The organism is Escherichia sp. WS568 (genome assembly GCF_046486085.1).
GTDB lineage: Bacteria > Pseudomonadota > Gammaproteobacteria > Enterobacterales > Enterobacteriaceae > Escherichia > Escherichia coli.
Map to the genome: position 1 here is coordinate 299,048 of NZ_JBJQMC010000003.1, position 14,056 is coordinate 313,103.

At 53.3% G+C, this 14,056-nt stretch carries 8 protein-coding genes and 1 pseudogene; 3 read left to right on the forward strand and 6 right to left on the reverse strand.

The window, feature by feature from the left end; translation table 11 throughout:
• Positions 1 to 119 precede the first annotated feature (119 nt).
• The gene (gene pepE, locus ACJHWR_RS05600) at positions 120 to 809 is read left to right on the forward strand and encodes a dipeptidase PepE (RefSeq protein WP_000421763.1); all 690 of its coding nucleotides are present in this window, start codon (positions 120 to 122) and stop codon (positions 807 to 809) included.
• Between the two features lie 89 nt (positions 810 to 898).
• Here the strand turns inward: pepE and ACJHWR_RS05605 are convergent, their stop codons facing one another.
• Both ACJHWR_RS05605 and metH read right to left on the reverse strand, forming a co-directional pair.
• A complete protein-coding gene (locus ACJHWR_RS05605; protein WP_000956822.1) occupies positions 899 to 2,530 on the reverse strand; it encodes a Na/Pi cotransporter family protein in 1,632 nt (543 codons plus the stop codon).
• A 219-nt stretch (positions 2,531 to 2,749) separates the two neighbouring features.
• Positions 2,750 to 6,433: a methionine synthase gene (gene metH / locus ACJHWR_RS05610; RefSeq protein ID WP_000096003.1), complete on the reverse strand. Its 3,684-nt coding sequence runs from the start codon at positions 6,431 to 6,433 to the stop codon at positions 2,750 to 2,752.
• Between the two features lie 199 nt (positions 6,434 to 6,632).
• Here metH and iclR point away from each other — a divergent pair, with 199 nt between their 5' ends.
• A complete protein-coding gene (gene iclR, locus ACJHWR_RS05615) occupies positions 6,633 to 7,457 on the forward strand; it encodes a glyoxylate bypass operon transcriptional repressor IclR (protein WP_000226403.1) in 825 nt (274 codons plus the stop codon).
• Positions 7,458 to 7,473: 16 nt separating this feature from the next.
• Here the strand turns inward: iclR and aceK are convergent, their stop codons facing one another.
• The 4 genes from aceK to metA all read right to left on the reverse strand — a co-directional run bounded on the left by aceK (position 7,474) and on the right by metA (position 13,515).
• Positions 7,474 to 9,198: a bifunctional isocitrate dehydrogenase kinase/phosphatase gene (aceK, locus tag ACJHWR_RS05620; protein WP_001137239.1), complete on the reverse strand. Its 1,725-nt coding sequence runs from the start codon at positions 9,196 to 9,198 to the stop codon at positions 7,474 to 7,476.
• 183 nt (positions 9,199 to 9,381) lie between these two features.
• Positions 9,382 to 10,686: an isocitrate lyase gene (gene aceA / locus ACJHWR_RS05625; protein ID WP_000857856.1), complete on the reverse strand. Its 1,305-nt coding sequence runs from the start codon at positions 10,684 to 10,686 to the stop codon at positions 9,382 to 9,384.
• A gap of 29 nt (positions 10,687 to 10,715) precedes the next feature.
• Positions 10,716 to 12,317, reverse strand: coding sequence for a malate synthase A (gene aceB / locus ACJHWR_RS05630; protein ID WP_000138870.1), 1,602 nt, complete (start codon positions 12,315 to 12,317; stop codon positions 10,716 to 10,718).
• A gap of 268 nt (positions 12,318 to 12,585) precedes the next feature.
• Positions 12,586 to 13,515, reverse strand: coding sequence for a homoserine O-succinyltransferase (gene metA / locus ACJHWR_RS05635; protein WP_001122786.1), 930 nt, complete (start codon positions 13,513 to 13,515; stop codon positions 12,586 to 12,588).
• 156 nt (positions 13,516 to 13,671) lie between these two features.
• Here metA and ACJHWR_RS05640 point away from each other — a divergent pair.
• Positions 13,672 to 13,947, forward strand: a pseudogene (locus ACJHWR_RS05640) (acetyltransferase); the annotation flags it as partial.
• Positions 13,948 to 14,056: the final 109 nt, after the last annotated feature.

Below are 14,056 nucleotides of genomic sequence, written 5' to 3' on the forward strand. Positions count from 1 at the left end.
ACATCAGCGCCTTGTTTGCCACGCCAGAAGCAATGCGCAACATCGTGAGCCATGTCAGTAAGCGGTTAAAATCACAGTGGTAGCATGGCTCCCGTGATTTCTTACTAACCGGAGAAGTAATGGAACTGCTTTTATTGAGTAACTCGACGCTGCCGGGTAAAGCCTGGCTGGAACATGCGCTGCCGCTGATTGCTGAACAGTTGCAGGGTCGCCGTTCAGCGGTATTTATTCCTTTCGCTGGCGTAACGCAGACCTGGGATGATTACACAGCGAAAACGGCTGCGGTTCTCGCTCCGCTGGGTGTTTCTGTCACCGGTATTCATAGCGTTGTCGATCCCGTTGCCGCGATTGAAAATGCTGAGATCGTGATTGTCGGCGGCGGGAATACTTTCCAGTTGCTGAAACAGTGCCGCGAGCGCGGGCTGCTGGCACCAATTACTGACGTGGTTAAACGTGGCGCGCTGTATATTGGCTGGAGCGCAGGCGCTAACCTTGCTTGCCCAACCATTCGTACCACCAACGATATGCCGATTGTCGATCCGCAAGGTTTCGATGCGCTGAATCTGTTCCCGTTGCAAATCAACCCGCACTTCACCAACGCGCTGCCGGAAGGCCATAAAGGTGAAACGCGTGAGCAGCGTATTCGCGAACTGCTGGTCGTCGCGCCAGAACTCACAATTATTGGTCTACCGGAAGGTAACTGGATCACGGTGAGTAAAGGTCACGCTACGCTGGGTGGCCCGAACACCACTTATGTGTTTAAGGCTGGTGAAGAAGCGGTTCCGCTGGAAGCGGGTCACCGTTTTTAAATGAATTGCCGGATGCATGATCCGGCATCTTGTTCATCGTGCCTGATGCGACGCTTTACGCGTCTTATCAGGCCTACAGGGTCACGGTATTAATACTCGTCCCGTCCTTCGTCTTCATCCGGCTGTTCCAGCACACTGTAAGCCACCGAACAAAACAGCGAGTTCAGACGCTGCATATCTCCCAGTAAGCCTAAATGTAGCGAACTGGTTTCAATGCTTTGCACGTTTTGCTGATGCAGGCGATCGACGTGAGCATGGGAATAACGGCGATTAAGAATGCGAAAGCGATGCTTGCTGCGGCGCAAACGACGGGCGCTGGTAACATCGCCAGAGAAGAAAACCGACATTGCCAGTTTTAAATTACTGAGCAATTGCTCATAGAGCGCATCCAGTTCCTTCAAGCCATCAAGCGAAAATGCCCGCCGTGCTGCCAGCGATTTATCGGCAATTTCGCTCCCCATGCGCTCGACGATATCGGAGGCCTGTTCAAGGTTGAGCGACATTTCGATGATCTCCGCCCAGCGGCGCGACTCTTCCTCCGCCAGCTCTTCTTTTGGCATCCGCGCCAGATACAGCTTAATGGCGGTATAGAGAACGTTGATATCATCTGCCAGCTTACGCAGCTCTTTCTCCTGCCGTGGCTCGCCGTGCATCACTTTATTCAGCCCTTCCATCATCTGTTCCATCGCGTCACCAATGCGCAGGGTTTCGCGCGCGGCGTTCGCCAGAGCAAGCGTGGGCGTATCCAGCGCGCTGACATCCAGATGTTTGGGTCGTAGCTGGGTATCCAGTTCCGGTTCATCGCGAATAATCGTTTTGCAAAACCGTGCCATCGGGTCAACAAATGGCAGCATGACCAGGCAGCGTACAAGGTTGTAGAAGACGTGGAAATAGATCACCAGTTCCGCTTTTGGCAGTGGCAACTTCCCCATTGTCTCTGCCAGCAAATGGACAAACGGCAGGATAATCAGGCTACCCACCAGCTTAAACAGCAGGCTACCCAGCGCGACACGGCGGGCTGCGGCATTGGCGGCACTGTTGTTGAGCATCGCCAGCAGACCGGAACCGAGGTTAGCACCAATCACCAGACAGAGCGCCACGGGGAAGGAGATAATGCCTGCGGCGGTCAGAGTCGCGGTCAGCAGTACAGCAGCAAGGCTGGAGTAGCTGATAATGGCGAACATCGCGCCAATCAGCGCATCCAGCAGAATATCGCCGGTCAGCGAGGCAAAGATCACCTGAACGCCGTTTGCCTGGGTGATCGGCGTTACGGCCTGCACAATCAACTCCAGCGCCAGCAAAATCAGCCCAAGACCAATACCGACGCGGCCCAGTTGCCCGGCGCGTGACTGTTTGCGTCCGAGGAAAAAAATCACGCCGATAAAAATAAGTAACGGTGACAGCCAGGATAAGTCGAAGGTGAGAATACGCGCCATTAGCGCCGTCCCGACATCTGCACCCAGCACAATCACCAGAGCCGGTGCGAGGGCTACCAGATCCTGAGCGACAAACGAGGTCACCAGCATGGTGGTGGCATTACTGCTCTGCACCAGTGCGGTAACGCCTATCCCCGCGCAAAAGGCGAGCGGCTTCTTTTCGACGCTTCGGCTAAGAACAGTACGCAGACGCGCGCCGAAGACGCGCATTACGCCTGTTCGAACAATATGAGTCCCCCAGACCAGCAGGGCGACGGCAGAAAGCAGGTGAAGCAGCGTTAACACGAGTTCAGGTTCTCCTTATCGTTATATGTTCCTGAAGCAATTGAATGACCAAAGGACCGGAAACACGCTGACTGGCATCTTTACTGTGCCTTTTGACCTTCGTTTTTCCGGCTAAGATTATTCCAGCCTGTTTCCAGTATAAGTGTTTCATATTAATAAAGAGACAGGGCACTCATTGAGCGCCCTGTTTGTTGTAAGGAAAAGTGACAGATTTGTGAATCAGTCCGCGTCATACCCCAGATTCGGTGCCAGCCAGCGCTCAACATCTGAGACGCTCATACCTTTACGGCGGGCATAGTCTTCAACCTGATCGCGCTGAATTTGCGCCACCGCGTAGTACTTGCTGTCCGGGTGGCTGAAATACCAACCCGAAACCGATGCACCGGGCCACATGGCGAAAGATTCTGTGAGTTTCATGCCAGTGTGTTTTTCCACTTCCAGCAGCTCCCAGATGGTGGCTTTTTCCGTATGTTCCGGGCAGGCCGGATAGCCCGGTGCCGGACGGATGCCCTGGTAGTTTTCGCGGATCAGTTCTTCGTTGCTGAGGTTCTCGTTCGGCGCATAGCCCCAGTAGACTTTACGCACACGCTCATGGAGATACTCCGCAAAGGCTTCCGCCAGACGGTCTGCAAGGGCTTTCACCATGATTTTGTTGTAATCATCGTGCTGCGCTTCAAAGGCATCAGCCAGTGCGTCCTCTTCCAGCCCGCCAGTCACGGCAAATGCGCCGATGTAATCTGCTTTACCAGAAAGCTTCGGCGCAACGAAGTCAGCGAGACAGTAGTTAGCGAAGCCGGTTTTTTCGGTCTGTTGGCGCAGATGGTGGCTGACGTTGATCACATGGGTACGCGTTTCGTCACGGTAGATTTCAATGTCATCGCCCACACGGTTTGCCGGGAACAGGCCCACCACGCCACGCGGGTTCAGCATTTTTTCGGCGCTTAATTTATCCAGCATGTCGTTGGCGTCTTTAAACAGCCGCTGCGCCTCAACACCTACCACTTCATCTTCCAGAATGCGCGGATACTTCCCGGCCAGCGACCAGGTCATAAAGAACGGCGTCCAGTCGATGTAATTACGCAGCGTTTCGATGCTGGCTTCGACTTCCTGCACACCGAGACGGTGCGCCACCGGCGGCGTGTAAGCCTGCCAGTCAAAAGCGAAGTCGTTATCACGCGCCGCTTCCAGCGTGACCGGTGGTGTGCGTGGTTTCTTTCGTCCGTGCTGAATACGCACGGTTTCGTACTCCTTGCGGGTACGAGCAACGAAATCATCGCGCTGAGTGTCGGAAAGCAACGCCGCCACCACACCAACGGTGCGTGAAGCGTTCTGCACATACACCGTCGGGCCGCTGTAGTTCTGCTCAATTTTCACCGCCGTGTGCGCTTTTGAGGTGGTCGCGCCGCCAATCAATAGCGGAATGGTGAAGCCCTGACGCTCCATCTCTTTCGCCACGTTAACCATCTCGTCCAGCGACGGCGTGATCAGCCCCGAAAGGCCAATCAAATCAGCATTCACTTCTTTAGCGGTACGGAGAATTTTTTCCGCAGGCACCATCACGCCGAGATCGACAATTTCGTAGTTGTTACATTGCAGCACCACGCCAACGATATTTTTACCGATGTCGTGGACATCGCCCTTCACTGTGGCGATCACCATCTTGCCGTTGGTTTTACCCTGCTCTTTGCAGGCTTCAATGAACGGCTCGAGATACGCCACCGCCTGTTTCATGACGCGCGCCGATTTCACCACCTGCGGCAGGAACATTTTGCCCTCGCCAAACAGGTCGCCGACCACGTTCATGCCGTCCATCAACGGGCCTTCAATCACTTCAATCGGACGCGTAGCCTGCTGGCGGGCTTCTTCGGTATCCTGCTCGATAAACTCGGTAATGCCTTTGACCAGCGAGTATTCCAGACGTTTATTCACTTCCCACGAACGCCACTCTGCCTGCTGGGTGTTAGCGGTGTCGTCGGTTTTGCTGCCGCGATATTTCTCGGCAAGCTCGAGTAAACGCTCGGTGCCATCGTCGCGACGGTTGAGGATCACATCCTCCACCGCGTCGCGCAGTTCAGCGGGTAGGTCGTCGTAAATCGCCAGCTGCCCGGCGTTGACGATCCCCATATCCATGCCATTGCGAATAGCGTAGTAGAGGAACACCGCGTGAATGGCTTCGCGCACCGGATCGTTGCCACGGAATGAGAAAGAAACGTTAGAAACGCCGCCGGAAATCAGTGCGTGCGGCAGTTCACGTTTGATGTCTTCACACGCGCCGATAAAGTCCTGCGCGTAATTGTTGTGCTCTTCAATGCCAGTTGCGACCGCGAAGATGTTCGGGTCGAAGATGATATCTTCAGCCGGGAAGCCAACCTCTTCGGTGAGGATTTTGTACGCCCGACGGCAAATCTCGATTTTCCGTGCGCGGGTATCGGCCTGGCCCTGTTCGTCAAAAGCCATTACCACGACTGCCGCACCGTAACGACGCAACAATTTCGCGTGATGGATAAAAGCGTCGACGCCTTCTTTCATCGAAATAGAGTTAACAATGCCTTTGCCCTGGATACACTTCAGACCTTTTTCAATGACATCCCATTTTGAGGAGTCGATCATAATCGGCACGCGAGCGATATCCGGTTCACCGGCAATCAGATTGAGAAAACGCACCATCGCCGCTTCGGCGTCGAGCATCCCTTCATCCATGTTGATATCGATAATCTGCGCACCGTTTTCCACCTGCTGACGCGCCACATCCAGCGCCTCGCTGTATTTCTCTTCTTTGATCAGGCGCTTGAACTTAGCGGAACCGGTGACGTTGGTGCGTTCCCCCACGTTCACAAACAGGCTATCTTCGCCAATGTTCAGCGGCTCCAGGCCGGACAAACGGCAGGCTACGGGGATTTCCGGCAGTTTGCGCGGCGCTAATCCTTCTACTGCACGACTCATCGCTGCAATATGTTGTGGCGTGGTGCCACAGCAGCCGCCGACGATATTGAGAAAGCCCGCTTGCGCCCATTCACGTATCTGTTTTGCCATCGTGTCGGCGTCGAGATCGTACTCACCAAAGGCGTTGGGTAGCCCGGCGTTTGGGTGCGCGGTGACGTAGCATTCCGCAATCCGTGACAGCTCCTGCACGTACTGGCGCAGTTCGTCTGGCCCCAGCGCACAGTTAAGGCCGAAAGTCAGCGCTTCGGCGTGGCGAAGAGAGTTATAAAACGCTTCGGTGGTCTGCCCGGAGAGCGTGCGCCCGGAGGCGTCGGTGATGGTGCCGGAGATCATAATCGGCAGCTCAACGCCCAGCGCTTCAAACTCCGTTTTCACCGCAAAGACCGCCGCTTTGGCGTTAAGGGTGTCGAAAACGGTTTCAATCAGGATCAGATCCGCGCCACCTTCCACCAGCGCTTTGGTGGACTCTCGATAAGCCGCCACCAGCCCGTCAAAAGTGATATTACGAAATGCCGGATCGTTGACGTCCGGAGAAATAGACGCCGTGCGGTTGGTCGGGCCGAGAACACCGGCAACGTAGCGCGGTTTCTCTGGCGTGCGCGCGGTCCACTCGTCAGCACAAGCTCGCGCCAGTTTCGCCGCCGCAAAGTTGATTTCCGCCGACAGGGATTCCATCTGGTAATCCGCCATCGCAATGGTCGTGGAGTTGAAGGTGTTGGTTTCGATGATATCCGCGCCCGCTTCAAAGTAGGCGTTGTGGATAGCGGCGATCACTTCCGGTTTACTGAGTACCAGCAGGTCGTTGTTGCCTTTGAGGTCGCATGGCCAGTCGGCAAAGCGTTCACCACGAAAATCGGCTTCGTTCAGTCGATAGCTCTGGATCATGGTGCCCATACCGCCGTCCAGCACCAGAATACGTTCATTTAACTGCGCACGCAGTTGTTCCACTTTGCTGCTCACACTTGCTCCCGACACGCTCAACCCAGATTTAATAAAAATTCAACAAACCATACTGGCATAAACGCATCTGTGGTAAAAGCGACCACCACGCAACATGAGATTTGTTCAACATTAACTCATCGGATCAGTTCAGCAACTATTGCATTAGCTAACAATAAAAATGAAAATGATTTCCACGATGCAGAAAAAGGAGACTGTCATGGTCGCACCCATTCCCGCGAAACGCGGCAGAAAACCCGCCGTTGCCACCGCACCAGCGACTGGACAGGTTCAGTCTTTAACGCGTGGCCTGAAATTACTGGAGTGGATTGCCGAATCCAATGGCAGTGTGGCACTCACGGAGCTGGCGCAACAAGCCGGGTTACCCAATTCCACGACCCACCGCCTGCTAACCACGATGCAACAGCAGGGTTTCGTGCGTCAGGTTGGCGAACTGGGACACTGGGCAATCGGCGCACATGCCTTTATGGTCGGCAGCAGCTTTCTCCAGAGCCGTAATTTGTTAGCAATTGTTCACCCTATCCTGCGCAATCTAATGGAAGAGTCTGGCGAAACGGTCAATATGGCGGTGCTTGATCAAAGCGATCATGAAGCGATTATTATCGACCAGGTACAGTGTACCCACCTGATGCGAATGTCCGCGCCTATCGGCGGTAAATTACCTATGCACGCTTCCGGTGCGGGTAAAGCCTTTTTAGCCCAACTGAGCGAAGAACAGGTGACGAAGCTGCTGCACCGCAAAGGGTTACATGCCTATACCCACGCAACGCTAGTGTCTCCTGTGCATTTAAAAGAAGATCTCGCCCAAACGCGCAAACGGGGTTATTCATTTGACGATGAGGAACATGCGCTGGGGCTACGTTGCCTTGCAGCGTGTATTTTCGATGAGCACCGTGAACCGTTTGCCGCAATTTCTATTTCCGGACCGATTTCACGTATTACCGATGACCGCGTGACCGAGTTTGGCGCGATGGTGATTAAAGCGGCGAAGGAAGTGACGCTGGCGTACGGTGGAATGCGCTGACTTTTTCGCCTCTGATTTATACGAATCGAACGCTAAACCGCTGCCTGCGCCGATACGCATAAACATCTTCCACATGCCCTTCACGAATGCGGTTTTGTAGTGCGCGCCAGTAATCAGCGCGGAACAGGTCGGCGTGCATCTCTTCAAACAGCGGACCAATACGCGGGTCGGCACATAGCCAGTGGCGAAACTCTTCCGGGAAAACATCGCCCGGCGAGACGCTGTACCACGGTTCGCTGGCAAGTTCGTCCTCCGGGTAGCGCGGCGGTGGGATGTCGCGGAAGTTCACTTCCGTCATGTAGCAAATTTCGTCGTAATCATAAAACACCACACGCCCGTGACGGGTGACACCAAAGTTTTTAAACAGCATGTCGCCAGGGAAAATGTTAGCGGCGGCAAGCTGGCGAATAGCGTTACCGTACTCTTCAATGGCGTCGCGCAGCTGCTGACCTTCCACTTGTTCCAGCCAGATATTGAGCGGCACCATCCGCCGCTCGATATAAAGATGGCGAATCACAATTTGTTCGCCGAGATCGGTGATTTTTTCCGCTGCTTCCTGGAGCAGTAATTCCATTAATGCCGGGGAAATATGCCGCTTCTCCAGCACAAAGTTTTCAAACTCCTGGGTGTCCGCCATTCGGCCCACACGATCGTGCTCTTTCACCAGTTGGTAGCAGGCACAAACGTGAGCGGCAGACATCTCTTTCTGCGGCGCGAACCTGTCTTTGATGACTTTGAAGACCCGATCAAAACCCGGCAACGTAAACACCAGCATCACCATGCCACGAATACCCGGCGCTTCAATGAACTGCTCATTACAGCCCTGTAGATAAACGAGATATTCGCGGTAGCTTTCGGTTTTAGCGTGCTTCTGGCAGCCGATAGCCATATACAATTCAGCGGTGGTTTTACCTGGCAGAATTTCCCGTAGCCACTCGACCAGCGCTGCGGGCAGCGGTGCATAAACCATAAAATAAGAACGCGCAAAGCCAAAAACAATGCTCGCTTCGGCGGTCGTCGTCAGGCAAGTATCAATAAATAACTCGCCGTCGTCCGTCTGGTGGATCGGCAGCAAAAATGGCAATGTGCCGGAAGGCGTGATCAGTTTGCCCACCAGCCAGGCGGCTTTATTGCGGTAAAACAGTTCGTTCGCCACCTGTAAATGACTTTCCGCGAGGTTGTCTGTCCCCAGCGTTTCCGTCAGATGGCGAACGATGTAATGAATGTCACGGCTTTTATTCTGCCAGCGCAGACGCAACGGCAGGTCGCTGATAACACGCATCAGCAGAGATTCCCAGCCGTGATCGGAGTGAAAGTCTTTCGCCAGCGGGCGCGGAATGGTACGAAAACGGCGCTCTGGCTGGGAGCTAAAGATAAAAAGCCGCTCGGGAGTAAGCGAGCGGTGGTCAAATAACCGACAGTACACGGAGTTAAAAAAGCTCTCCGCAATCTCGAAGCGCGGGTAATCCGGCAACAGCCGCGTGTAATGCTCTTTGACGCGCAGTAAAAATGCCGCGTCCGTGCTTTGGCCGTTGGTAATGCAGCGCAGTTGCTCCACCACCAGACCCACGTGATGATCGTAAAGATGGATACGGTTTTTCATCGCCTGCTGGACAGCATGCCAGTCGGCCTGTTCGAAACGCTGCTGCGCCCCGGAAGTCACTTCGAGGAATCGACCATACTGAGCGTCGAAGCCTTGCAGAATGGTTTGTGCAATCAGTAATTCCAGGCCACGCGGCATTTAGCGCCCTCATCAGGAGCAGAGAATTGCCGGATGCGGCGTAAACGCCTTATCCAGCCTACGTTCGGCAACGGTTGTAGGCATGATAAGACGCGCAAGCGTCGCATCAGGCATCGTGCACCGATTGCCGGATGCGGCGTAAATGCCTTATCCGGCCTACAGTCAGCAACGTTTGTAGGTTGCTTAGAACTGCGATTCTTCAGTGGAGCCAGTCAGTGCGGTAACCGACGACGTGCCGCCCTGAATAATGGTCGTCACTTTATCGAAGTAACCTGTACCCACTTCCTGCTGGTGAGATACGAAGGTATAGCCATCTTTCGCGGCGGCAAATTCCGGCTGCTGCACTTTCTCAACATAGTGCTTCATACCCTCGCCCTGGGCATAGGCGTTTGCCAGGTCAAACATGTTGAACCACATGCTGTGGATACCTGCCAGGGTGATGAACTGGAACTTGTAGCCCATATCCGACAGCTGCTGCTGGAAGCTGGCAATAGTTTTGTCGTCGAGGTTTTTCTGCCAGTTGAACGAAGGCGAGCAGTTATAAGCCAGCAGTTTGCCCGGATATTTCGCGTGGATGGCTTGTGCAAAGCGACGCGCCAGTTCCAGATCCGGCGTGGAGGTTTCACACCATACCAGGTCAGCATATGGCGCATACGCCAGGCCACGGCTGATCGCTTGTTCAATACCTGCATGAGTACGGAAGAAGCCTTCACTGGTACGCTCGCCGGTAATAAATTCGCTGTCATACGGGTCGCAATCGGAGGTAATCAGATCCGCCGCATCAGCATCGGTACGGGCAACCAGAAGGGTTGGAACGCCCGTCACGTCAGCTGCCAGACGCGCCGCGACCAGTTTCTGAATAGCTTCCTGAGTTGGCACTAAAACTTTGCCGCCCATGTGACCGCATTTCTTCACTGATGCCAGCTGATCTTCGAAGTGAACTGCCGCTGCACCGGCTTCAATCATCGCTTTCATCAGTTCAAAGGCATTCAGGACACCGCCAAAACCGGCTTCCGCATCAGCAACGATCGGCAGGAAGTAATCGACATAGCGCGGATCGCCCGGCTCAATGCCCGCGGACCATTGGATCTGATCCGCACGGCGGAAGGTGTTGTTGATCCGCTCCACCACAGCTGGCACCGAGTTTGCCGGATAGAGCGACTGATCCGGATACATGCTGGCCGCCAGGTTAGCGTCCGCCGCTACCTGCCATCCCGACAGATAGACCGCTTCAATACCCGCTTTCGCCTGTTGCAGCGCCTGACCGCCAGTCAGTGCACCGAGGCTGTTGATGTAGCCTTTTTTCGACTCGCCGTGCAGCAGACGCCACATTTTCGCCGCGCCCAGTTGCGCCAGCGTGCATTCAGGATTGACTGAACCGCGTAATTTCACCACATCTTCCGCGCTGTATGGCCGAGTAATGCCTTCCCAACGCGGTTGAGTCCACTCTTTCTGTAATTCTTCAATTTGTTGTGTACGGGTTTTCATGTGCAGATGCTCCATAGTTATGTGGTGGTTTACGCTAACAGGCGGTAGCCTGGCAGGGTCAGGAAATCAATTAACTCATCGGAAGTGGTGATCTGTTCCATCAAACGTGCGGCATCGTCAAAACGCCCCTGGGAGAAACGTTCTTCGCCCAGTTCGCTGGCAATGACTTTCATCTCTTCGCCCAGCATCTGGCGGAACAAGGCTTTGGTCACCGGTTTGCCATTGCTCAACGTTTTTTGATGATGGATCCACTGCCAGATTGAGGTACGGGAAATTTCAGCCGTCGCCGCATCTTCCATCAGGCCATAAATCGGCACGCAGCCGTTGCCGGAGATCCATGCTTCGATGTACTGCACAGCCACGCGAATGTTGGCGCGCATACCTTCTTCGGTGCGTTCACCATCACAAGGTGCCAGCAGCTGATCGGCAGTAATCGGCGCGTCTTGTTCGCGCATCACTTCAAGCTGATTTTTACGGGAGCCGAGAATGTCGTTGAATACCGCCATTGCCGTATCCGCAAGACCTGGGTGAGCGATCCATGTGCCATCGTGACCGTTATTGGCTTCCAGCGATTTATCCGCTTTTACTTTGTTGAGCACCTGGTTATTGCGCTCTTCATCTTTGCTCGGAATAAACGCCGCCATGCCGCCCATCGCAAATGCGCCGCGTTTATGGCAGGTTTTAATCAACAGGCGTGAGTAAGCATTCAGGAAGGGTTTATCCATCGTCACTGCCTGTCTATCTGGCAGGACGCGATCGGGATAGTTTTTCAACGTTTTGATATAACTGAAGATGTAATCCCAACGACCGCAGTTCAGACCAACAATATGGTCACGCAGCGCGTGAAGGATTTCGTCCATCTGGAACACGGCGGGCAGCGTTTCAATCAGCAACGTCGCCTTGATGGTGCCGCGCGGCAGATTAAAGCGATCTTCTGCATAGCTGAAGACTTCGCTCCACCAGGCCGCTTCCTGCCAGGACTGGGTTTTCGGCAGATAGAAATAGGGACCGCTGCCTTTTGCTAACAGAGCCTGGTAGTTGTGGAAGAAATAGAGCGCAAAATCAAACAGGCTGCCAGGAATTGCTTCGCCGCGCCAGGTGACATGTTTTTCCGGCAAGTGCAGACCGCGAACCCGACAAATCAACACCGCTGGATTGGGCTTGAGCTGATAAATTTTGCCTGCTTCATTGGTATAGCTGATGGTGCCGTTAACCGCATCGCGCAGGTTAATTTGCCCGTCGATCACTTTGTTCCAGTCCGGGGCCAGTGAATCTTCGAAATCGGCCATAAAGACTTTCACATTGGCGTTGAGCGCGTTGATCACCATCTTGCGCTCAACCGGGCCAGTTATCTCGACTCGACGATCTTGTAAGTCCGCGGGAATACCACGAATTTTCCAGTCAGCATCACGAATGGAAGCTGTTTCCGAAATAAAATCAGGCAACGTTCCGTTATCGATATCCTGCTGCTGCTGAATGCGCGCTGCCAGAAGTTTATTGCGTTGTGGCGTAAAATGCGTCACCAGCTCAGTCAGAAATTCTACCGCTTCGGCAGTAAGAATTTGCTTCTCCTGCTCGCCATACGGCCTTATGAAAGCCAGTTCATCGGTTGTTGTTGCCTGTTCAGTCATCGTGCAGCTCCTCGTCATGGATCCGAAAACTTCCCCACTGTGAACGAAGGATCGTTGTGCGCTTTTCGTTCAGCACAACTAAGACTACTCATTTAAAATGCAAAATCAAAAACAATTTCCATTTTAATTAAAAATACTTGATAACTTATTGATAACAATATGAATAAATTTTATTCACCTACTGAGGTGCGTTTCGGAAATAAAAAAGGCACCCGAAGGTGCCTGAGGTAAGGTGCTGAATCGCTTAACGATCGACTATCACAGAAGATTAATCCAGCGTTGGATTCATGTGCCGTAGATCGTATGGCGTGATCTGGTAGACGTAATAGTTGAGCCAGTTGGTAAACAGCAAATTACCGTGACTACGCCAGCTCGCTCGCGGTTTGTTTTGCGGATCATTGTGCGGGAAATAGTTATACGGTACTTCCGGGTCTAGTCCGGCTTCCACATCGCGGAAATATTCCTGCGCCAGCGTTTGCGCATCATATTCGGGATGGCCCGTCACAAAGGCAATGCGCTTATCTTTGCTGGCAAACAGATATGCATCCCCTTCTTCCGTCTCTGCCAGAATTTCCAGATCGGTGTAATCACGAATCAACGCTGCCGGAAAGTCAGCATAGCGCGAATGCGGTGCCAGGAATGAATCATCAAAGCCACGCGTCAGAAGCGCATGAGGATGGAGAATATGATGCTCGTAAACGCCAGAGAGTTTGTCGGTGCGAGTTTGCTTAGGAATGCCGTAGAGGATATTTAGCGCGGCCTGTACCGCCCAGCAGACAAACAGCGTCGAGGTGACGTGATCTTTCGACCACTCCAGCACCTGTTTGATCTGCGGCCAGTAAGCGACATCATTAAACTCCACCAGGCCCAGCGGCGCGCCGGTAACTATCAGACCGTCAAAGTTTTGTTCCTGAATATCTTCAAAGTTACAGTAGAAGTTATTCAGATGCTCTGCGGGCGTGTTGCGCGATTCACGGGAATCAATGCGCAACAGCTGAATATCGACCTGCAAAGGTGAGTTTGAAAGCAGGCGCAGAAACTGATTTTCAGTTTCGATCTTCTTCGGCATCAGGTTAAGGATAAGTACCTTTAGCGGACGAATTTCCTGACCAGACGCACGAGAAGTTGTCATCACAAAGACGTTTTCTTCACGCAAGAAATTGACGGCGGGTAGCTCGTCCGGCACACGAATCGGCATAACCTGATTACCTCACTACATACGCTTATACGTTTAGACATCCAGATAGCTGAAGATAACCAGAAAATTTGCCAATGTCGAGTCTGCATGTTGAAGGTGAGAAAGTTTCAAGGAAAAGGCTACGTTAGAATATAAGAATGACGAAAAGGAGAGAAAATGGTTATTAGTATTCGCTGCTCACGGCATGAGGAAGGGGAGGAACTCGTTGCGATTTGGTGTCGTTCTGTCGATGCCACTCACGATTTTTTATCAGCAGAGTATCGGGCCGAGCTGGAGGAGCTAGTTCGTTCCTTCCTGCCGGAAGCGCCGTTGTGGGTCGCGGTTAATGAGCGGGATCGGCCGGTTGGGTTTATGTTGTTAAGTGGGCAGCATATGGATGCGCTGTTTATCGATCCTGATGTGCGCGGCTGCGGCGTGGGTCGGATGCTGGTGTAGTGGTCAAGTAATATTGGCCACGGTTTTACAGTAAAAACGGTATCTGTTCTCTGATTCTTCCGGCGTCAACCCACCGTTGTAATGGTGAGGCCTGACGCTATTGTAA